Origin of the sequence: Micromonospora sp. WMMD730, from assembly GCF_049178955.1 — a bacterium.
GTDB lineage: Bacteria > Actinomycetota > Actinomycetes > Mycobacteriales > Micromonosporaceae > Micromonospora > Micromonospora wenchangensis.
This window is the reverse complement of sequence record NZ_JBMHML010000002.1, coordinates 4086354-4106222: the sequence shown is the minus strand read 5'-3', so window position 1 is coordinate 4106222 and position 19869 is coordinate 4086354. Positions and strand designations below refer to the sequence as shown.

18 protein-coding genes, 1 tRNA gene and 1 pseudogene are annotated in these 19869 nt (G+C 71.2%); 14 read left to right on the top strand and 6 right to left on the bottom strand.

Going from position 1 to position 19869, the window contains the following annotated elements; all coding sequences use genetic code 11:
- The 8 genes and pseudogenes from ACN265_RS17880 to ACN265_RS17845 all read left to right on the top strand — a co-directional run bounded on the left by ACN265_RS17880 (position 1) and on the right by ACN265_RS17845 (position 8184).
- Positions 1-1020, top strand: a complete 1020-nt coding sequence (locus ACN265_RS17880; protein ID WP_377681861.1) for a 3-oxoacyl-[acyl-carrier-protein] synthase III C-terminal domain-containing protein — start codon at positions 1-3, stop codon at positions 1018-1020.
- A 3-nt stretch (positions 1021-1023) separates the two neighbouring features.
- The gene (locus ACN265_RS17875; RefSeq protein ID WP_357933534.1) at positions 1024-2472 is read left to right on the top strand and encodes a cytochrome P450; all 1449 of its coding nucleotides are present in this window, start codon (positions 1024-1026) and stop codon (positions 2470-2472) included.
- A 10-nt stretch (positions 2473-2482) separates the two neighbouring features.
- Entirely contained in the window at positions 2483-3664 is a 1182-nt protein-coding gene (locus ACN265_RS17870; RefSeq protein ID WP_421408608.1) for a Rieske 2Fe-2S domain-containing protein, read from the top strand.
- Positions 3665-3785: 121 nt separating this feature from the next.
- Positions 3786-4039: pseudogene (locus ACN265_RS17865) on the top strand (3-hydroxyacyl-CoA dehydrogenase family protein).
- Entirely contained in the window at positions 4039-4341 is a 303-nt protein-coding gene (locus ACN265_RS17860) for an acyl carrier protein (protein WP_377681864.1), read from the top strand. The pseudogene ACN265_RS17865 and the gene ACN265_RS17860 overlap by 1 nt, the downstream one beginning before the upstream one ends.
- An 85-nt stretch (positions 4342-4426) precedes the next feature.
- Complete coding sequence (locus ACN265_RS17855; RefSeq protein ID WP_421408607.1) at positions 4427-5536, top strand: HAD-IIIC family phosphatase; 1110 nt, start codon at positions 4427-4429, stop codon at positions 5534-5536.
- Positions 5537-5874: 338 nt separating this feature from the next.
- Complete coding sequence (locus tag ACN265_RS17850) at positions 5875-6552, top strand: HNH endonuclease family protein (protein WP_420115585.1); 678 nt, start codon at positions 5875-5877, stop codon at positions 6550-6552.
- A gap of 321 nt (positions 6553-6873) precedes the next feature.
- Positions 6874-8184, top strand: coding sequence for an alpha/beta fold hydrolase (locus ACN265_RS17845; RefSeq protein WP_421408606.1), 1311 nt, complete (start codon positions 6874-6876; stop codon positions 8182-8184).
- Between the two features lie 24 nt (positions 8185-8208).
- Here the strand turns inward: ACN265_RS17845 and ACN265_RS17840 are convergent, their stop codons facing one another.
- From ACN265_RS17840 to ACN265_RS17830, 3 genes are read right to left on the bottom strand one after another with little or no spacing between them, the layout of a single operon-like run.
- Positions 8209-8868: a Type 1 glutamine amidotransferase-like domain-containing protein gene (locus ACN265_RS17840; RefSeq protein ID WP_421408605.1), complete on the bottom strand. Its 660-nt coding sequence runs from the start codon at positions 8866-8868 to the stop codon at positions 8209-8211.
- A gap of 22 nt (positions 8869-8890) precedes the next feature.
- Positions 8891-9259 carry a hypothetical protein gene (locus tag ACN265_RS17835; protein WP_420115587.1) on the bottom strand — a complete coding sequence of 123 codons (369 nt, stop codon included), beginning with the start codon at positions 9257-9259 and terminating at the stop codon, positions 8891-8893.
- 19 nt (positions 9260-9278) lie between these two features.
- Positions 9279-10502, bottom strand: coding sequence for an extracellular solute-binding protein (locus tag ACN265_RS17830; protein WP_421408604.1), 1224 nt, complete (start codon positions 10500-10502; stop codon positions 9279-9281).
- A 314-nt stretch (positions 10503-10816) separates the two neighbouring features.
- On the opposite strand from ACN265_RS17830, the gene ACN265_RS17825 reads away from it, so the two are divergent.
- From ACN265_RS17825 to ACN265_RS17800, 6 genes are all read left to right on the top strand, one after another.
- Complete coding sequence (locus ACN265_RS17825) at positions 10817-11134, top strand: hypothetical protein (RefSeq protein ID WP_377681869.1); 318 nt, start codon at positions 10817-10819, stop codon at positions 11132-11134.
- 92 nt (positions 11135-11226) lie between these two features.
- A tRNA-OTHER gene (locus tag ACN265_RS17820) sits at positions 11227-11355 on the top strand.
- Between the two features lie 52 nt (positions 11356-11407).
- The gene (locus tag ACN265_RS17815; RefSeq protein WP_421408603.1) at positions 11408-13567 is read left to right on the top strand and encodes a hypothetical protein; all 2160 of its coding nucleotides are present in this window, start codon (positions 11408-11410) and stop codon (positions 13565-13567) included.
- Positions 13568-14115: 548 nt separating this feature from the next.
- Positions 14116-14478, top strand: a complete 363-nt coding sequence (locus ACN265_RS17810; protein WP_421408602.1) for an ArsR/SmtB family transcription factor — start codon at positions 14116-14118, stop codon at positions 14476-14478.
- Positions 14475-14954 carry an SRPBCC family protein gene (locus ACN265_RS17805; protein ID WP_421408601.1) on the top strand — a complete coding sequence of 160 codons (480 nt, stop codon included), beginning with the start codon at positions 14475-14477 and terminating at the stop codon, positions 14952-14954. Before ACN265_RS17810 ends, ACN265_RS17805 begins: the two co-directional genes overlap by 4 nt.
- A gap of 4 nt (positions 14955-14958) precedes the next feature.
- Positions 14959-15522 (top strand): dihydrofolate reductase family protein, encoded by a 564-nt coding sequence (locus tag ACN265_RS17800; RefSeq protein ID WP_421408600.1) that lies wholly within the window; start codon positions 14959-14961, stop codon positions 15520-15522.
- Between the two features lie 90 nt (positions 15523-15612).
- Here ACN265_RS17800 and ACN265_RS17795 read toward each other — a convergent pair whose 3' ends face one another.
- The 3 genes from ACN265_RS17795 to ACN265_RS17785 all read right to left on the bottom strand — a co-directional run bounded on the left by ACN265_RS17795 (position 15613) and on the right by ACN265_RS17785 (position 19817).
- Positions 15613-18396: a tetratricopeptide repeat protein gene (locus ACN265_RS17795; RefSeq protein ID WP_421408599.1), complete on the bottom strand. Its 2784-nt coding sequence runs from the start codon at positions 18394-18396 to the stop codon at positions 15613-15615.
- Between the two features lie 79 nt (positions 18397-18475).
- Positions 18476-18931, bottom strand: coding sequence for a hypothetical protein (locus ACN265_RS17790; RefSeq protein ID WP_421408598.1), 456 nt, complete (start codon positions 18929-18931; stop codon positions 18476-18478).
- Between the two features lie 82 nt (positions 18932-19013).
- Entirely contained in the window at positions 19014-19817 is an 804-nt protein-coding gene (locus ACN265_RS17785; RefSeq protein WP_421408597.1) for an SAM-dependent methyltransferase, read from the bottom strand.
- Between the last annotated feature and the right edge of the window lie 52 nt (positions 19818-19869).

The following is a 19869-nucleotide window of genomic DNA, read 5'->3' as shown; positions in this document are numbered from 1 at the left end:
GTGCTGTGGCACGACATCACGATCGCCGGAACCGGCTCCTGGATACCCCCGATCCGACCCGAACACGACCCGTGGGACGGCACCCCGCCCGGTCGGCCGTCCATGGCCGCCGCCAACGGATTCACCTCCGCAGCGGTCTCGACCGCGCAGACCGCGACCCAGATGGCCGCCCGGGCCGCCCTGCTGGCGCTACGCCACGCGAACGTCCCCAGCACCGACGTGAGCCTGCTGGCCCACGCCACCTTCCAGGACGAGGACCACTACACACCCGCGCCCTACCTGCTGCGGGTCCTCGGAGCCACCCGCAGCACCGGCATCGAGGTCGGCGCGGCCAGCGACGGCGGCGCGGCCGCCCTGGTGACCGCCGCCGAACACCTGACCGCCCAACCCACCGCCCCGGCGGCCCTGGTCACCGCCGCCGCCCGCTTCCCCCACCAGCGGTGGGCCCACGTCCGCGACATCGGCTACGTCGCCGGCGACGCCGGAGCAGCCGCCGTGCTCACCCGCGGCACCGGCTTCGCCCGACTACTGGCCACCGCCCAGGCCACCGAACCGCAACTGGAGGTGCTGACCCGCGCCGGTGCACCCGACGACGCCGCCGGCCCCGGACGACGCTTCCTCGCCGAACAGACCGGGCTCCTGCCCCACATCGACACCCTGCAACGCCGCACCCGCCACTGCGTCGACACCGTCCTCGACGAGACCGGCCTGACCGCCGCCGACATCTCCCACGTGGTGGCCATCGCCATCGGCTCGGCCGTGCTCGACCTGGTGCTCTCCGGCCCCCCGCTGCACCGCCGCGCCACCGACACCAACTGGACCTTCGGCCGCCACCTGGGCCACGCCGGCCCGTGCGACGTCCTGCTCGCCCTCGACCGGATGTTCCGCACCGGCGCACTACGGGTCGGCGAACGCATCCTCGTCGTCAGCTTCGGCCTCGGCTTCCGCTGGACCACCGCCCTGCTCGAGATCACCCGCCCGCCGCCCGGCGCGACGACGGCGGACCGGAAAACGAGGTGACCCATGACCGCGACGCACACGACGACCACCGCGTCGGTACCCCTGGCACCCGGCGCACTACCCCTGCTCGGGCACGCGTTGCCCCTGCTGCGGGACCCGCTGGCCTTCATCCGCTCCCTGGCCGGATATCCGACGATGGTGCGGGTCCGGTTGGGCCCGACCACCGCACTGCTCATCTGCGACCCGACCCTGACCCGGCATGTCTTCGTTAACGACCGCACCTTCGACAAGGGCGGCCCGATCTACGACCGGATCAGGGAGGTCATCGGCGACGGCTTGTCCACCTGCCCGTACCCGCTGCACCGGCGACAACGACGGCTGTGCCAACCGTCGTTCCACCCCCGACGGCTGCACGGCTACGCGGCAGTGTTCGGCCGGGCCTCCGACGCCACCGCCGGTTCCTGGCACGACGGCCAGGTACTCGACGTCACCCGGGAAATGATGACCCTCACCACCCAGGCCACCATGGAGACGATGTTCAGCGGGTCCCTCCCCGCAGAAACCCTCCGCCGGGCCCTGGCGGACACCAACACCGTGGTGAGCGCCTTCTTCCGCCGCATGATGACCCCGGCCCTGCTCCGCCGGATACCGACCCCCGCCAAACGACGCTACGACCAGGCCCGCGCCCGGCTGTTCGCCACCATCACCGACATCGTCGCCGCCCGCCGCGCCGACCCCACCGACCACGCCGACCTGCTCTCCGCACTCGTCGCCGCGGTCGACGTGGAAAGCCGCGACCACGAGCGGCAACTCAGCGACTCCGAACTGGCCGACCAGGCCCTCACCTTCTTCCTCGGCGGCATGGAAACCACCGCCATCACCCTGGCCTGGGCCCTGTACCTGATAGCCACCCACCCGGACATCCAACGCCGACTCCACGCCGAGACCGACACCGTCCTGGACGGCGCGCTCCCCGGCCCCGAGCATCTGCCCCGACTCGACCTGGCGGCCCGGGTGGTCACCGAAACCCTCCGGCTCTACCCGCCCGCCTGGATGATGACCCGGACCGTCACCGGCGAAGCCGAACTCGACGGGGTACGGCTACGCCGCGGCGACACCCTCGTGCTCAGCCCCTACCTGATCCACCGCCGACCCGACCTGTACGCCGAACCGACCCGCTTCGACCCGGACCGCTGGCTCGACACCTCACCCGACCGGGCCGGCTACGTCCCGTTCGGCGCCGGCGCACGCAAATGCATCGGAGACCAGTTCGCCCTCACCGAGGCGATCCTCGCCCTCACCGCCGTGACGGCCCGCTGGGAACTGACCCCGGTCAGCGACGAACCCTTCCGGCCCAAGGTGGAAACCAGCCTCAGCTCGCGCGGGCTGCGCCTGCGGCTGCGGCAGCGCCGGACGGAGACCACCGCAACCCACGCGCCACCGGTCACCACGTCGCAGCCCGTGCCGCCGACCGTCGGATCGGGCCCCGGCACCTGCCCGGTCGCCCACTAGGAGAACAACCATGAAACCACTGGTCAAACAACTGCTCCGCGACCACGAGATCCGCCGGCACACCGCCGCGCCAGCCGACCGGCTCCACCGGCCCACCCGCCCCGACCCGAACGGGTGGTTCTGCGTGGCCTTCTCCGACGAGGTCCGCCCCGGAACCATCACCACCCGCCCGATCATGGGCGGCGAGGTGGTCCTCTACCGGACCCCCCGCGGACTGCTGCGTGCGGTCCGCCCCCGCTGCCCCCACCTCGGGGCACACCTGGGCGTCGGCAGCACCCTCGACGGAGAGGAGATCGTCTGCCCGTTCCACCGGTTCGCCTTCGACCCCTCCGGGGCCTGCGTCCGCACCGGCTACGACCTGCCGCCACCCAAGGCGACCCTGAGCCAGTTCCCGGTCTGCGAGGCCAACGGATCGGTCTACGTGTGGTGGCACGCCCTCGGCCTCGCACCGCAGTGGCAGGTGCCGACCTTCGGCATGGACGATCGGCAACCGTTCAGCCACAACACCTTCGACATCGCCGGGCACCCGCAGGACGTCATCGAGAACGCCTTCGACTGGGGTCACCTCCCGGCGCTGCACGGACTGCGGGACCTGGTCATCGAGGGGACACCGGTGATGGGGGAGCCGGTCAGCACCGTCACCGCCACCGCCCGGGGCACCGTCATGCGCCAGATCCGCCAGTCCTACACCCTCACCGTGATCGGACTGGCCACCATCGCGGCCCGCACCCGGCTGCCCAACGGCGCGGGCGACCTGCACGTCATGCTGCACGCCACCCCCACCACCCCGGGGCGGATCCACCTGCGGATGGGCACCAAACTGGAACTGGCCGGCCTGCCGTTCCTGCCCGAGCGGGCCGCCCGGGCCACGGCGATGCCCGTCGCCCGGCTGCTCAGCGTCATCGCCCAACGGGTGGCCTCGGTCGACACCGGCGCGGACCTGCTGATGTGGCACCACCAGGAGCACGTCGAACAGCCGAAGCTCGCCCGGGGAGACGGCCCCATCGGTCGGTACCGGCAGTGGGCACGGCAGTTCTACACCGACCCCGGCGTCCCCACCGACGGCACCGCCACCGACGCGTCCACCGTCAACGGATCACCGACCGTCAACGGATCGTCGGTCGCCGACGGAGCCCGGTCCGTCAACGGATCGTCCGTCGAGGGGCGGAAGGCGGACCACTCCGAGGTGTGACCGTGGCCGGCGCGGCTCGCGAACGGGGCTGGGCAACGAAGGGAGACGCTGGTGACGGGGCAGAACGCGACACCGGTGACCAGCCGCATCCCGCACCCCATGAATCAACACTGCGGTCCGGGTGGTAGCCGCCGGCACGGCCGGCGTCGAATCCGTCGACACCCTCCTGCAGGGATCTCCGGGACATCCGACCGGTCCGCTGCGCACCGCCGACTCATCGACCTGGACAAGCTGGTCGACTCCCTGTGGGTGCTGCACGAACGGACCGGCGACGAGCACTGCCGCCCCTGCGAGCTGCTGCTGACCACGGTCCGGGCCGGACGCCTCGGCCGCAAGAGCGGGCAGGGGTTCTACCACTACGAGGGAGACCTGTGATGACTGTGCCATCCGACCAGGACGTGTCGGACACCGGAAACCGTGCCGACACCCTCGCACCGGAGCTGGCGCGCTTCCTGACGGCGCGCACCGGGCGGTCCTGGCCACCGGACACGGACCTGTTCGCCGCCGGCGGGCTGTCGTCCCTGTTCGCGATGGAACTGGTGGTGCACCTGGAGCAGACGTACGGGGTCACCGTGCGCGGCACCGACCTGCGGCTGGACAACTTCCGGACCGTACGCCGAATGGTCGCCCTGGTCGACCGGCTCCGCACCGGCGAATCCGGGGACCACGGTGCCTGACCCCACCACCGACGCGCCCGCCCGGGCCGCCACGCTCGTCATCCGCCCGGACGGCCGACGAGCGACAACCCACGAAGGAGCCGCCGTGACCGATGAGGCCCCGCCCGCGCCACCCGTGACCGTGAAGTGCCTGGTCTGGGACCTCGACGACACCCTCTGGCAGGGCGTCCTGCTCGAAGACGAGCAGGTCGTGCTCCCCGACCCGATCCAGGCGGTGATCACCGGCCTCGACGCCCGGGGCATCCTCCAGTCGGTGTGCAGCCGCAACGACCACGAGCCGGCCTGGGCCCGGCTGCGCGCGCTCGGCGTCGCCGAATACCTCGTGGCACCGCAGATCGGCTGGGGACGCAAGTCCGACGCCGTGCGGCGCATCGCCGACCAGCTCGGCTTCGCACTCGGCACCATCGCCTTCATCGACGACCAGCCCGCCGAACGGGCCGAGGTCGCCTACCACCTTCCGCAGGTGCGCTGCTACGACGCCGGCCTGGCCACCACCCTGCTCGACCGCCCCGAGTTCACCCCGACGTCGGTGACCGTGGACGCCCGCCGTCGCCGGCAGATGTACCAGGCCGGTCAGCGGCGGGCGGACGAGCAGGCCCGGTTCACCGGCCCCGCAGAGGATTTCCTCCGCTCACTCGACCTGGCGATGCACATCCGGCGGGCCGACGCCGCGACACTGTCCCGGGTCGAGGAGCTGACCCTACGAACCAGCCAGATGAACGCGACAGGCGTGCACTACCCGGACCGGATGCTGCGGACCCTGATGGCCGACCCCAGCTACGAGGTCCTGGTCACGACGCTGACCGACCGCTTCGGGCCGCATGGCGCGGTCGGCGTGCTGGTCCTGGAGAAGCACCCCGAGGTGTGGCACCTGCGGCTGCTCGCCACCTCCTGCCGGGTGGTGTCCTTCGGCACCGGCACGGTCCTGCTGACCTGGCTGGTGGACCAGGCCGCCCGCGCCGGGGTACACCTGATCGCCGACTTCCGGCCCAACGACCGCAACCGGATGATGGAGGTCGCCTACCGGTTCGCCGGCTTCGACGAGGAGCCCTGCGCCTGCCGGGACCGCATCGCCGTCGACGCCGACCGCGCCGTCCAGCGACTACACCTGATGGCCCGCCGGCAACCCGCTCCCTCGACGTTCCACCTGACCGCCCCCGACCTGGCCGGCCCGGCGTCCGTCGGCGCGGGCTGACCGCCCGTACCCGGCCTCCACCGGCCCGTACGCGCAGTCACGGCCGATTGATCGTCGAGCTGTGGAGTCGAGGGATCCTCTGCATCGACCTCGACAGGAGAACGACGATCAGGGCAAGGGATCGCCGCACGGAGTCGGTCCAGGAGCTTCCGCCGGTGGTGAACGCGGCGGGGGACCGACTTCCGACCCTGGGCCAGCTGGCCCCGTGGTCAGTTGGCCCAGCGGTGGGTAAGCGTTGCGCCCGATCTTTGCGGCTCTTCACGAGGCTGCCATCCAGCCGTCACTTTCATCGAAGATGGTGACTGCATATGCTCTCGATGGCGACCTGGAGGCACGGCATGGCACGACCGACCACGAAGACGCCCGGACTTGCGCGGCCCCGGGTGCGCGCCGTGACGCTGGCACTCGCCACGCTCGTCGGCGCGGCCCTCCCGGCGGGCATCGCGGGGACCGCGGCGGCGACGCCGCCGGGGATCCCGTCGAAGGCGACCGCGCAGTCGCAACTCAACGCCCTCACCGTCGCCACCGAGGGCTCCACCAGCGGCTACTCCCGGGACCTGTTCCCCCACTGGATCACCGTCAGCGGCAGCTGCGACACCCGAGAACAGGTCCTCAAACGCGACGGCACCTCCGTCGTCGTCAACTCCTCCTGCCAGGCCACGTCCGGACGCTGGTACAGCCCCTACGACGGAGCCACCTGGACCGCCGCATCCGACGTCGACATCGACCACATGGTCCCCCTCGCCGAGGCATGGCGCTCCGGCGCGAGCTCCTGGACGACCAGCCGTCGGCAGAGCTTCGCCAACGACCTGTCCGGCCCGCAACTGATCGCGGTGACCGACAACGTCAACCAGTCCAAGAGCGACCAGGACCCGTCGACGTGGCAGCCACCGCTGTCGTCGTACCGGTGCACCTACAGCAAGATGTGGATCACCGTGAAGTACACCTGGGGCCTACGCCTGCAGTCGTCGGAGAAGTCCGCCCTGCAGACCATGCTCGACACCTGCTCCTCCTGAACGCCTGCCCGCAGGACCGGCCGATCCGGTGCAGGGGAGGACGGCAGTGATCCGTGGGGCGACGACCTGTCGACCCGAGGGCGCAGGACGGGGGCGGTGCCGAAGACACGTTGCGGTATGGCAACCACCCGCCCTAACGTGTCCGACATAGACCTGTGCGGATCTACTGTCGGGGGACACGCCAATGCGCGCGATGGCCGCTGTCGTGGTCGCCTTCCTCACCGTGGCCGTCGCCCCGGCCGCGCGGCCAGCGGGGCGACCCTCGCCTGGCGTTCCTGCCCCGGCGTCGCCGACAGCCGCCTGCGTTGCGCCACCGTCCAGGTGCCGCTCGACCATGCGCGGCCGACCGGCCCGACGATCGACATCACGATCTCCCGGCTCCCCGCGACCGACCCGGCGCTGCGCCGCGGCGTACTGGTCACCACCGGTGGCGGGCCGGGCGGCGCCGGCGTCCCCGAGCCGCTGAACCTCGCCGCCGTAGTCGACCCCGCGGTGCTCGCCCGCTACGACATCGTCGGGTTCGACATGCGCTTCGTCGAGCGCAGCACCCCGATCACCTGCGGCCAGCCGGAGGAGGAACCGGGCGGCTACTGGGTCCGCACCGCGACGTACCAGTCCCTGGCGGACACCGCCGCGCAGGCCCGCGCGTACGCCCGCGCCTGCGCCCGGCACGCCGGTTGGGCGCTGCCGTTCGCCACGACCGCACAGGCCGCCCGCGACATGGACACCATCCGGACAGCGCTCGGCGAGCGGAAACTGTCCTTCCTCGGAGGTTCGTACGCGGCGATGCTCGGCGTCGCGTACGGCACCCTGTTCCCGCACCGGGCGGACCGGTTCGTGCTGGACAGCCCGGTCAACTACGACCTCGCCTGGCGTCCCTACGAGCTGGCCCGGATCCCGGCCTTCGAGGAGAACTACGCCGCCTTCACCGGATACCTCGCCGACAACAGCGCAACGTTCGGACTCGGCGCGACGCCGACCGAGGTCGCGGCAACCCTCAGCCGGGCCTTCGCCGGGGCCGCGACCGAGCCGATCGTGGCCGGAGACCACGCCTGGACCGCCGGCGAACTGGGCTCCCTGACGGTCATCGCGACGTACTTCGAGCACCTGTGGCCGGTGGTCGCGACCGACCTCGCCGCCATCCTCGCCCACCGCCCGCCACCGATCCCCCTCGACCCTCGACCGGCCCCGCTGCCCGGCACCCCGGGTGTGCCGGCGGACAACCACACCGCGGTCAACACGGCATTCCGCTGCGGCGACGACGCGTGGCCGCGCGACCCGGCGACCTACCGCCGCGACCTGGCCCGACTCGGCACCCGCTATCCCGTCTTCGGCCCGTCGATCGCCAACCTCAACCCCTGCGCCTTCTGGCCGGTCAGCCGGGACAACACGCCGCCGCTCGCCGGCAACCGGGCACCGGCGGCGCTCGTCGTCGCCGCACTCCGCGACGCCTCGGTGCCACCGGCCAACTCGATCACAACCGCCCGGGCCATCACCGGATCCCGGCTGGTCACCGTGGACAGGCGGACCCATGCGCCGGTCCTCAACGGCCCGGCCGACACCTGCCTGACGGGCGCGGTCACCGCATACCTGGTGCACGGGCACCTGCCGGAGCACGACACGGCCTGCTGAACGTGCCCGTCACGCTGGCCGCGGCTACTCGGGGAAGCGCCTCCACCGCCCTTCGGAGACGACCTCGACGGTGCCGTCGGTCACCGTGATGGCCGTCTGGTCGTCGATCGCGTACGCGGGACCCGCGATCTCGGCCGCCCAACTCTCGGCATCCACCATGGTGTTGTCCGGTTCGAGACCCAGGTGCGGGAAGATCGAGAAGTCGACGACCCCCAGCGTGCGATCGTCGGGTGCGGACTGCCACTCGACGAAGGTGGCACCGATCCGGGGGGTCAGCACCATACTCCCCGCGCTCAGCCCCACCCACACGGTGTCCCGCAGCGACGGCAGGAGATCCGCCAGCCCGGACTGCCGCATCCAGTGGCACAGGTACGCCGCATCGCCGCCGGCCACGAGGATGACGTCGGTCTCCCGGACCCAGGGGACCCAACGCTGCTCGCCGATGCTGGGCAGCGCCGTCAGCTCGAGCACACCCAGCGACTTCCAACCCAGGCCGCACATGGGCAGTGGCGTCTGACCGGTTACGAACCGCCAGGCCGAGGCGGGCCCGGACATGGGATTGCCGTACAGCGCCGTGGGGACGCACAGAGCGTTGGAATCGGCGACCGGCTTGCCCAGCAGGTCGACCAGCGCACCGTGGATGCTCGGGTTCGTGACACCCGCGGAGGTGAGAAGAAGCCGCACGCCTGCCTCCCGTACGTGGCGCTCAGCGACCGGGCGGCTGACCGGTGCTGCCTGCGGCCTCCGGCTCGGTGGCGTCCCGCGCCGCCCCGACCGGGGTCGCGGCGTCCGGGGTCGCGGTGGTCTGCAACTGGTACGACCGGTAGGTCAGCCAGAGTGCGACCAGCCCGGCGATGGACGCCGCCACGCTGGCGATCTGGTCGGCGAGGTCCGGTCCGAGCGCCAACACCCCGACGACGATGACCAGGACCGCCAGCCCGCCGAGCGCGACGGTACGGACCTGTTGTCGGGCCAGGTGCGCCGTCCAGCGGCGCGGGATCACCCTGGTCGCCAGCTCCGCCAGGATGATGCCGGCCATCACCAGGATCGGCACCTGCCACGGCTCGACCTTCATGGAACCTCCTCCACTTCGGTCATGCGAGCGCCGCCTTCATGGCGGCGATGAACTCCGAGGTCAGTTCCGAGGTGGATACGGGATCACTGCGCACCAGCCGGGCGGTGTGGTCGACGAAAACCTCGGCGAACGTGCGGTACCCCGGGTGCATCGGTCGGGGTCGGGCATTCTCCACCGCACCCCGTACTGCTTCCAGATGCGGGATGACCGCCCGGAGGTTCGGGTCGTTGTACGCCTCGGCGAGGGTCGGGGCGAAGCCGTGCCCGGCGAGGACCTTCTGGGCTGCCGTGCCGGTCATGAAGTTGATGAACCGGATGGCCTGCTCGGGGTGGGGACAGGTGCGCACCAGCGCGAGGCTCTGGCCGCCGAGCACCCCGTAGGCCAGCGGGCGCACCTGGATCTTCCCGGCCAGCAGGTCAGCGTCCTTGCGCTGCTGGAGTTCGCGGTACTTCACCGGCCAGTTGCGCATGAACGTCGGCTTCTTCTCCACGAACGTGTCCAGGCTGGCGTTCTCGTCGCTGGAGCGGGTGACCTTCCCGGCCTCAATAGCCTCCTGTAATGGTTGCAGCGCTTTCTGCCAGGGTTTCAGCTCGAACAGGATCTCACCGGTCGGGCTGAGCAGGTCAGGGTCCACGGACAGGGCGTGTTCCAGGATGTTGACCAGGAAACCCTCGTTGTAGTTCGACGAGTTGGGGCTCAGTTGGCCGACGAACGAGGCTGTGTCGGCGTTGTCGAGCACGCTCGACAACGTCACCGGACCGGGCTGGGCGGTCCCGGGGTTGCGCCAGAACAGCATGCCGACGTCGGTGTTCAGCGGCGCGGCCCAGTAGCTGTCCGGGGCGTCCGCGACCTGGTGCAGGTCCTTCACCGAGGTCAGGAAGTTCCGGTCGGCCAGCCGGATCGGGGTGATCAGCTTCTGCGCGGCGAACTCGGGAATGTCGACGACGTCCAGGTTGAGGATGTCGGCACTGCCATTGCGGGCTGCGGTCAACAGCCTCGTGCGTTCGTCACCGGATCCGCCCTCGATCTCGTCGGTCAGCCGGGCCGGAGTGTCGGGGTTGGCCTGGTTCCACATGGCCAGCAGGAGCTTGCGGGCACCGGTGGGGTCGGCGCCGGTGGCGAGCCGAAGCTCGACCGGCGGCGGGCGGTGTCCGCCGGGCAGCAGGTAGACCGCCGAGGCGCTCAGCGCACCGCAGGTCAGCACCCCGCTGAGGAAGGAGCGCCGCGAGTACTGCTCGGACATGTGCGGACTCCTTCGATCCAGGACGGTCACATGCGCGCAACGAGTCATTCATCACATTACGCTTTGGCGTTGATGAATGACGAGCCTGGCCGGTCCACCCGGTGGAGGCCGTGCTGTCGGAAACCGGATTCCATCAGCCCTGTCGGGAAGCCATTACGCCGACGCAATTGTCTCCTGTGGGATATGCAATCTTGGGCGGGTGCTGTCGCATGGGGACCCGACAAAGCCGGGCGAGAACATGGTTCGGTGTCCTGGAACCAGGGGATGAGGACGACACACGGAGGTGGCTCGCACAGCACGGCGACGGGGAGTTGGTGCTCGCGGCACTGGCGACGGCGGCCTCCCTCGGCCTGGTGGTGACCATCTTCGTCGCGCTCGGCACCCTGCTCGGCGTGACCGCGAGCCTGGGGACGTCGCTGCTGCAGACCTGGTGTGAACCGGAGTACCGGGGCAGGGTGCTGGCGGTGCTGGCACTGGTGGCGTTCGCCGCGATTCCGCTGGGCAATCTGCTGATCGGCGTCCTGTTCGCGCATCTCGGCCTCGCCACGGCCCTGCTGGTCCATGCGGCGATCGCGGTCACCGCCACCGCCGCGTTCCTGTCCCGCCCCACCCTGCGTCGCGCCGGTCTGTAGCTGCGGTGCACGCGGCACCTCCCGGCCGGCCCAGGGCGGCGACCGCGAATCCCGGTGGCCATGTCGACTCGGCTGATGGATGATCGACATCTGGGTCGTTAGCTCAACTGGCTAGAGCATCCGACTGAGTAGCGCGTCCGCCCTCCGCTCGTGCGGCGATGGGTGCGCTTCCTTCTCCCTGTTGGATCGGAAGGTTCGGGGTTCGAGTCCCCGGCGACCCACTGCGCCCCCGGGCACCACCACCCGCCAGAGCCGACCGGAACGGAGGAGCACGTGATCGAGAAGCTGATCATCCAGAAGACCCTGCGCGTACCGGCGAGCACGGCCGGGCCCGGAGACGGCACGCCGGTGGCGCGGCAGCTGGACGCGGCGCTGCTCGATGTCGGGTTCTCGGCTTCGCGGGCCCTGCTGGAGCACCTCGGCGGCCTGGCCCCCGGGCCGGCGATGGATGTCGCCGCCACGGTCGTCTCTGCGGTACGCGAGCTGGTCGGCGACCACGTCCAGCACAACGCCTACTTCATCGGGTTCCCGCACGACGTGCCGGACACCGTCGAGTTCTGGGTCGACCGGCTGCGGGCGGCCGTGCTCACCGGCGGGGGCGCGGCGACCGACGCGCAGCTGCGGGACGCCGCCCTCTCGGGCGGGGTGAACCTGCTCGACCTGCCGGCCTACGGCACCTACCAGCACACCTACGGGGAGCTGCTGGCCGTGCACGACACGTTGGTCACCACGGCCGGTGACCGGGTGACCCTGCTGCATCTCGGTGACACCGCCGAGGTGGAGGCGGCACGGCTCTACCTGGCCCTGGCCGGCAGCCCGACGCCGCACGGCGAGGCCGACCTCGCGATCCTCGGCGAGCTGGCGGTGGCCTGCGCGGACGGCGCGCAGCCGGCCGAGATCCCGGTACGGGAGAACCGGGCCGTCCTCAACGGGATCCGCCTCGTCCTCGGCCGGCCGCTGGTCGGCGTGGACACCACGACCGACGTGCTGCGCCTCGCCTGCCAGGTTTCCGGCGGGGACGTCTCGCTGGCGGCACCCACCCGGTTTCGTGCCTTCCGCCGCCCGGAGCGGCGGATGCTGCTGGCCGCGCTGAACGAGGTCGTCGCCGCGCACCCGGACAAGCTCGGTGACGTCGCGCGCTACGCGGAGCGCTGGAAGCGGCTCGGGGAGCGGCTGCACCCGCACGAGTACGACAAGTGGCCGCACGCGCAGGCGGTGTTCACGGTCGCGCGTGGCGAGCGGCGGGTGCACAACCTCGCCGGCCGGGCCGAGACGGCGATCCGCGCCGGTGCCATCGGTCCGGCCGCATCGGTGCTGTCGGCTGCGCCGGGCCTGCTACTGCGCTCCGCCGACCGGCTGCTGCGGTTGGCGTCGGCGTCGGAGCGGACCACGGTCGTCGACGCGGTCGCCGGCGCGCTCGGCTCGGCATCGGGCCGGGTGCTGCTCTCGCTGCGGGAGCACGTCGACAACCGGCTGACCCCCGCCTCGGCCCGGATGTATGCGAGCCGCTCCCGCACCGCGTGGGTCGGCCCCGACGAGCGGCCGCCGCTGCCGGCCGGGCTGGTGGCCGAGCTGTCGTCGCTGCTCGACGCCGAGATCACCGCCCGGCTGCCGCAGTGGCACCGACCGCTGCTGGTGGATCCGCAGGTGCTCGACGTCGCCCTGCCGCTGTCCGGCAAGGCAGCCGAGGGCGGCTTCGCCGTCATGCCCAGGGGCTCACGGGCGTCGGTCTCCGGTGAGCTGCTACGCTTCTTCGCCTACTGGCGGCAGACCAGCCGCCGCACCGACTACGACCTGTCGCTGCTGCTGCTCGACGACGACTTCCACAGTGCCGGTCAGGTGTCCTGGACGAACTACCGGCACGACGGCGTGGTGCACTCCGGAGACGTCACCGACGCGCGCAACGGCGCGACCGAGTTCATCGACGTCCCGCCGACCGTCGGCGGACGGTACGTCGTTCCGCAGGTCAACATCTATGCGGGCGAGTCGTTCGACGAGGTCGCCGAGTCGATGTTCGGGTACCAGACCCGGGCGCGGGACCAGCGCGGTGCGCCGTTCGACGCCCGGACGGTGCGGGCGCGGTCGCAGCTACGCGGCCAGGGCCGGGTGGCGCTGCCGATGGTGTTCGCCAGGAACGAGGGCGGCTGGCAGGCGGTGTGGCTGCACCTGTACCTGCCGGGACGGCCGTCGTTCAACCGGGTGGAGGAGAACACCTTCACCACGGCCGACCGGGTACGGGCGCTGATGGAGCGGCGGTACCTCACCGTGTCCTACCTCGTCGACCGGTGGCGCGCGCGGGCCGAGGTGACGACGTGGGACGGTCGGCTGCCGGACGAGCCGGTCACCTTCGTCGGCATCGAGGCGCCGGAGAACCTGCCGGACGGATCGGAGGCGTTCACCCTGGGCCGACTCAACGAGTTGATCCCCGGGTAAGCTGTGACAGTCGAGGCCATGCGGGTGCTTCCTGCTGTTCCGTTCGATTCGGGACCTCCGCGCAAGCGGAGGATCTGGTATTCAGCCCCCGCGCTCTCCTCGACGTCCCCGATACGGCATCGTGGTCCGGTCGTCACTGCCCACGCCGCCCGGCACGACGTCCGGGTCCCTGCACGGCGACCGGCCCCGTGCAACCTCACCCGGGGCGGAACGCGCTCAGCGCGGCGAGGCGGCTCAACTCGCGGCGGGTCCGCTCGGGCAGCGGACGTGGGACGAACCTCGATCCAGCCGCCACCGCCCCCGTACGCCGACCCCCTCTGGCGCTGAGCAGCCCGGATGGCACCTGGTGCCCTCCGGTCGGAGACGTAGACCACGGCGGTGACGTCGCGGTCCGACACATCGGCCGGCTGCCGCCTCTCGCCCGCCAACCCGAACAGTGTGCGTTCGGTGTACTCGCCCCGGTCGGTGTGCGACACCGGCGGGTCGAGCGCGGTGAGGGCGGCCTGCCGGGTATACGTTTAACATGTTGGTTAAGTGAGAGGGTCTCGATGGTAGCCACCGATCAGCTCAGCGTGGTGTTCTCGGCGCTCGCCGATCCCACCCGACGGGCGATCATCGCCACGTTGGCCGCACGCGACGCCACGGTCACCGAGCTCACCGCTCCGCTGTCGATCTCGATGCCGGCGGTGTCCCGGCACCTGAAGGTGCTTGAGCGCGCCGCGCTCATCTCGCGGTCGCGGTCGGGCAAGTGGCGCGCGAGCCACCTTGAGGCTGGCCCGCTGCGCGAGGCGGCCGACTGGATCGAGCGCCACCGGCGTTCGTGGAACTCGTCCCTCACCCGCCTCGACGCCCATCTCGCCGCGATGCAGACCGCTGAGCCGGCGGCGGACGACCATCAGGAGAGGGAATGAGACCGACGACGCCGCAGCTGGCGATCTCGCGTCTGTTCGACGCGCCGCGGAAACTCGTCTACCGAGCTTTCACCGATCCCGAGCACCTGGCGGCATGGTGGGGCCCGATCGGGAACTCACTGCCGCGCGACGAGATCGAGTTCGACGTGCGCCCCGGCGGATTTCAACGGTGGACCGAGGTCAACGCCGCTGACCCCGGCATTCGCGTGCACGTCCACATCGACCTCACCGACGTCGTCGACGGCGAGCTGATCGACGGTGTCATGCGCGTCAGTGGGCGGCTGCAGGAGGGCATCGAGCCGTTCGAGACGAGACTGCGCATCGAGTTCCACGACGACACGGACGGTCGGACGCGACTGGAGATCCGCCAGTGGCTCCCCGAACATCTGGCGCGGCCGAGCGGGGAGGGCTGGCGTCAAGCGTTCACCAAGCTGGACGCCAACCTGGTGAATGTGCAGCTGACCACCGAGAGGTAGGGGTATGGCCAAGCTGATCTACATGAACAACGTTTCACTCGACGGCTACATGGAGGACGAACGCGGCACCTTCGCCTGGTTGCCCATCGACGACGAGGTGTTCGCGTTCCACACCGAATGCCTGCGACCTGTGGGCACGTTTCTCTACGGGCGGTGCCTGTACGAGGCGATGGCCGTCTGGGAGACCGACCCCGCTCTGGCGGCAAGGTCGGACCTCATGGCCGACTTCGCCAGCGTCTGGCAGGGGGCGAGCAAAGTCGTCTACTCCACCACCCTCACCGGCGTCTCCACTGCCGACACCCGGATCGAACGCCGTTTCGACCCCGCTGCCGTCCGCGGACTGAAGGCCACCGCCAGCAGCGACCTGATGGTCGGAGGCGCCAACCTCGCGGCACAGGCGTTCAAGGCCGGACTGCTCGACGAGTGCGAGCTGTTCATCCTGCCCATCGTCGTCGGTGGGGGTAAACCAGGACTACCGCCCGGCATGCGCGCCAAGCTTGAGCTTCTCGAGGAGCGCCGATTCGGAAACGGCGTCGTACACCTGCGCTACCGCCCCCTCGGACAGTGAACGACGAGCCCTTCCGGTCGTCGCGCGGCGTGGATCATATGGCGGCGAACGGTCAATCGGTCCCAGTAGGGCATCACCGGCCCGGCGGAGCTACGATGCCGAACTGCCGTCCGACGGGTCCCGGACAGCTCGGGGACCGCCCCACAACGACGGCCTACCCGATCTGGCCTCGGCGAACGCGAGCCTCATCAGCACGACGAACGCCGCCTGGTGGAACTCCGGCGGAATGACTTCGGGCGGGATCGCCCCCGGGTGAAGACTGACGAGCCACCGCTGCACCAACGCCGCGCTCTCATGTTCGTCGACGCCGGCGAACGCCTCGATCGCCCGTTCATAGTGGCGTCGCACCTCCTCGGCCTGCCCCGTGTCGAGCAGGGCCAGGCAGAGGGCGAGCAGAGCCTTGCCCTCGCGGTGCCGGTCGCCGACCGCCCGGAAGATGTCGGCGGCCCGTCGATGGGCGACGACGGCGTCCGCCGACTGCTGCGCTGCCCGCAGGTTGTTGCCGAGGTTGTTCGTGGCGACGCCCTCGCCCTGCCGGTCACCGGCCTCCCGGTACGCCTGCACCGCTTGTTCGTAGGCGGCGGTGGCGTCGGCGAACCGTTCCGCGTCCTGCAGGGCCACACCGAGGTTGCTCAGCGCCGTGCCCTCACTGCCGCGGTCGCCGGTGTCGCGGTATACCTGGGCTGCCCGCGTGTGGGCGGTTGCCGCCTCGGCACACCGTCCGGCACGGCGCAGGGTCAGGCCGAGGCCGGTCAACGCCAAGCCCTCGCTGTGCCGGTCACCGGTCTCCCCGAAGAGTTCGACGGCCCGGGTGTGGGCGGCCACGGCCTCGTCGAACCGCTGGACCATCTGCAGCGCCGAGCCCAGGTAGTGCTGGGCCTCGGCCTCGTGGTACCGGTCGTCGAGCTCGCTGAAGACGTCGACGGCCCAGGTGTGCACGGTGACGGCCCGCTCGTGCTGGCCCACCTCCTGCAGGTCCGCGCCGAGGTTGTTCCAGGTGATGCCCTCACCCTGCCGGTCCCGGGTCTCGCGGCAGATTTCGGCGGCCCGGGTGTGGGCGGTGATCGCCTCGTCGAAGCGCCCCACCGCCCGCAGCACCTGGCCGAGGTTGTTCAGCGCCAGGCCCTCGCTGTGCCGGGCGTCGATCTCACGGTAGATGTCCAACGCCCGGGTGTGGGCGGTGATCGCCTCGTCGAACCGCCCCACCGCCCGCAGGGCCAGGCCGAGATTGTTCAGCACCATGCCTTCGTCGTGCCGTTCACCGGTCTGCCCGATGATGAGCTCGACCGCCCGGGTGTGGGCGGTGACGGCCTCGTCGGACCGGCCCGCCTCGTTGAGGGCCATGCCGAGGTTGTTCAGTGCCATGCCCTCGCCGTGCCGGTCCCCGGCCTGCCGGCAGATGGCCCGGAAGCTGTCGGTGACGGTGATCAGCTCGGACAGGTACCGACGGAACGACAGGAATTTGTGCAGGAGGGAGGCCAGCCCGATGCTGGCCGTGCGGTGCCCGTGGACGCCCGCGGTCGTACAGACGGCGACCAGGTTGGGCCGTTCGGTCTCCAACCAGGCCAGCGCCTGCTCCCGGGTGGAGAAGGTGGCCACGACCGGGGGCGGTTGCATCTGCCCGGCCGCCCCGTAGGTGGTCTCGATCCGGGCCAGCGCCTCCTGTGGGACGGAGCTCGCGGTGAGCTCGGCGGCGACCGACGGAGGCTGCAGATGGGCACTGGCGGCGGCGGTGGCCCCGACGTAGTAGGTGAACAGCCTGGCGCGGGCGGCGTCCGGAGCATCGGCGTCGGCCGCCTGCTCCTGCGCGTAGAGCCGGACCAGGTCGTGCATCCGCCATCGCCCCCAACCGGGGCCGGCCTCGACGAGGTGGGCACGGGCCAGGTCCGTCAGGAGCGCTTCGGCCCGGTGCGCATCGGTGTCGACCAGACACGCGGCGGCCTCCGTGCCGACCTCCGGGCCGGGATTGACCGGCAGCAGCCGGAACAGGCGGGCCTGGGTGGGGCTCAGCTGCCGGTAGGACAGGTCGAACGCGGCACGCACCGCACGGTCCTCCCGGCTCAGCCGGTCCAGCCGGGTGTGCGCGGCGCGCAACGCCTGCGCGAGGGAGGCCAGCGTACGGGTGCCGGGGTCGGCCAGCAGACCGGCGGCGATGTTCAGCGCAAGCGGCAGGCCCGCGCACAGTCCGGCGATCTCGGCGGCGGCCTGCGGCTCGTCGTGCCCTCTGCTGTCGGCCGGGCCGCGCAGCTGTTCCAACTGGTCGGCCAGGAGCCGCACGGACGTCTCGACGTCCAGCACGTCGAGGTCGTGCAGTCGGGCCCCGACCGCCAGGGTGTGGCGGGAGGTGATCACCGTGGCGGTGCTGTCGTCGCTCGGCAGCAGCGGCGTCACCTGGGCGGCGGTGGCCGCATTGTCGATCACCAGGAGCAGCCGCCGGTCCTGTGCGGCGTAGGCGGCCAGCACGCTACGGAACAGCGCGCTGCGGTCCTGCTCGCCCGCGGGGATGTACTCACCGGGCAGACCCAGCGCCTGCAACAGGCCGAGCAGCGCCGCGCCGGGCGACAGCCGCCGCAGCGGGTCGTAGCCGAACATGTCCACGAAGAGCACTCCACCGGGGAACCAGCCCGGCTGTCGTCGTGCCCGGGTGGCGGCCTGCACGACCAGTTCGGTCTTGCCGACCCCGGCCAGTCCGGCCACCGCCGACACCGGTCCCGCCCCGGTGCCCCCACCGGGTGCCAGCTCCTTGAGCAGCGACTCGACCTCGGTCTCCCGGCCGGTGAAGGACGTCGAGGCGCGGGGCAACCCGGCGGGGGTGACCTGCGGCGGCAGGGTCACGGTGATCGTGTGCCCCTGGATCACCGCGTTGAGGAACACCCCGCCCGTGATCGTATTCGAGGTCGTCCCCTCCGTCCGCCGGCCGAAGAGCCGTCGTCCGAACCCGTCGCCCTTCACGTCACAAGCCCCGGGACGGGTCGGCCCCGTCGTCGCGGACCGGCGGGTCGTGCGGCTGCCGGACGATGTCACGGGCCTGGACGACCGGACCGTGGAACGTGCCGGTCGTGATCGTGTTGGTCACCGCACCGGCGACGGCCGCCGCAGGTGCGGGGGAGGACGGGCCGCCGACGGTCAGGTCACGGGCCTGGACGACCGACTGGGCGAACTCACCGCCCCGGATCGTGTTGTCGACCCGGTCGACCGGCCCGGTGTGCGACGTGGACCGGCGGGTCGCTGCCGCGGTGTAGGCGGTCAGCGCCAGCCCCAGCGCGGTGGCGAAGATCCCGAGCGTGCTGGCCCACTTGTCGGCCTCCGTCACGCCCACGCGGGCGAACGCCACGCCGAGGCCGACCAGGCCCAGCGAGCAGACCACCCCGGCCGTCCACCCGGCGATCCTCCTGTTACGACGGGTCATCGTTACATTATCTACGGTCACCGCCACCTGCGGAACCGCAGCCGGGCCGGCGGCTGCAGGCGACCGACAGGACCCGCCACCGTCAACGACGCTGTGCCGTGATCAGGACGTACCCGGGAAAACCACCCGGGCCACGCTCGTGCGCACCCTCCTCGTCCCGGAACAGCCAGTTGGTGATGCTCGTGCCGTACAGCCGCGCGATGTCAGGGTGCAGACGGATGTACTCCCGAAGCTGCTCCTGCGCCGGGGGAGGGAAGACCGCGTGCTCCGTGACGTCCCGGATGTCGAGCACCGTGAACCCCGCCTCCCGCAGCAGCGGTGCGTAGTCGTCGATGTCGATGAGGTTGACGACCTCCGTCGGCTCGTCGTAACCGGGCCGGCGAAAGCAGTCGGCCAGGGCCAGCCGCGAGCCCGGCCTGAGCACACGAGCCGCCTCGGACAACGCCCGCTGCTTGTCCGGCATGTGCAGCAGCGACTCGAAGAACCACGCACCGTCGAACGACGCGTCGTCAAAGGGCAGCTCCATCGCATCGGCGAGCTCGAAACGCACCCGGTCGGCCAACCCGCCCCGCTGCGCCCGTGCCGTGGCCTCCGCCACCTGACCGTCGCTGACCGTGATGCCGACGACCTCCACGTCGTACGAGCGGGCCAGGTCGAGCGCCGGACCACCCACCCCGCACCCCAGATCGAGGATGCGCTGACCCGACGCGGGCGTCAGCCGCTCGATCAGCCGGGCGGTGAGCCGTTCGGACGCGGCGATCAGGTCGACCTGGTCGCCGTCGTCCGACCAGTAGCCGAAGTGCAGGTTCGCCGGCATCTGCGCCCCGACGAAACCGTCGTACATCTCCGCGACCCGGGTGGCGTTGTCGTCTGCTGTCGATGTCACCTACGGCCTCCAGTGTTCACTGTCGATCGGATCTGTCGGCCCGGCCCCGGGG

What these genes read in the sequence shown, in the direction of transcription:
- ACN265_RS17870 (WP_421408608.1), top strand. Translation starts at nt 2,483, where the DNA reads ATGAAACCACTGGTCAAACAACTGCTCCGCGACCACGAGATCCGCCGG.
- ACN265_RS17830 (WP_421408604.1), bottom strand. Translation starts at nt 10,502, where the DNA reads ATGTCCGAGCAGTACTCGCGGCGCTCCTTCCTCAGCGGGGTGCTGACC.
- ACN265_RS17835 (WP_420115587.1), bottom strand. Translation starts at nt 9,259, where the DNA reads ATGAAGGTCGAGCCGTGGCAGGTGCCGATCCTGGTGATGGCCGGCATC.
- ACN265_RS17800 (WP_421408600.1), top strand. Translation starts at nt 14,959, where the DNA reads ATGGCCAAGCTGATCTACATGAACAACGTTTCACTCGACGGCTACATG.
- ACN265_RS17790 (WP_421408598.1), bottom strand. Translation starts at nt 18,931, where the DNA reads ATGACCCGTCGTAACAGGAGGATCGCCGGGTGGACGGCCGGGGTGGTC.
- ACN265_RS17810 (WP_421408602.1), top strand. Translation starts at nt 14,116, where the DNA reads ATGGTAGCCACCGATCAGCTCAGCGTGGTGTTCTCGGCGCTCGCCGAT.
- ACN265_RS17860 (WP_377681864.1), top strand. Translation starts at nt 4,039, where the DNA reads ATGACTGTGCCATCCGACCAGGACGTGTCGGACACCGGAAACCGTGCC.
- ACN265_RS17875 (WP_357933534.1), top strand. Translation starts at nt 1,024, where the DNA reads ATGACCGCGACGCACACGACGACCACCGCGTCGGTACCCCTGGCACCC.
- ACN265_RS17805 (WP_421408601.1), top strand. Translation starts at nt 14,475, where the DNA reads ATGAGACCGACGACGCCGCAGCTGGCGATCTCGCGTCTGTTCGACGCG.
- ACN265_RS17850 (WP_420115585.1), top strand. Translation starts at nt 5,875, where the DNA reads ATGGCACGACCGACCACGAAGACGCCCGGACTTGCGCGGCCCCGGGTG.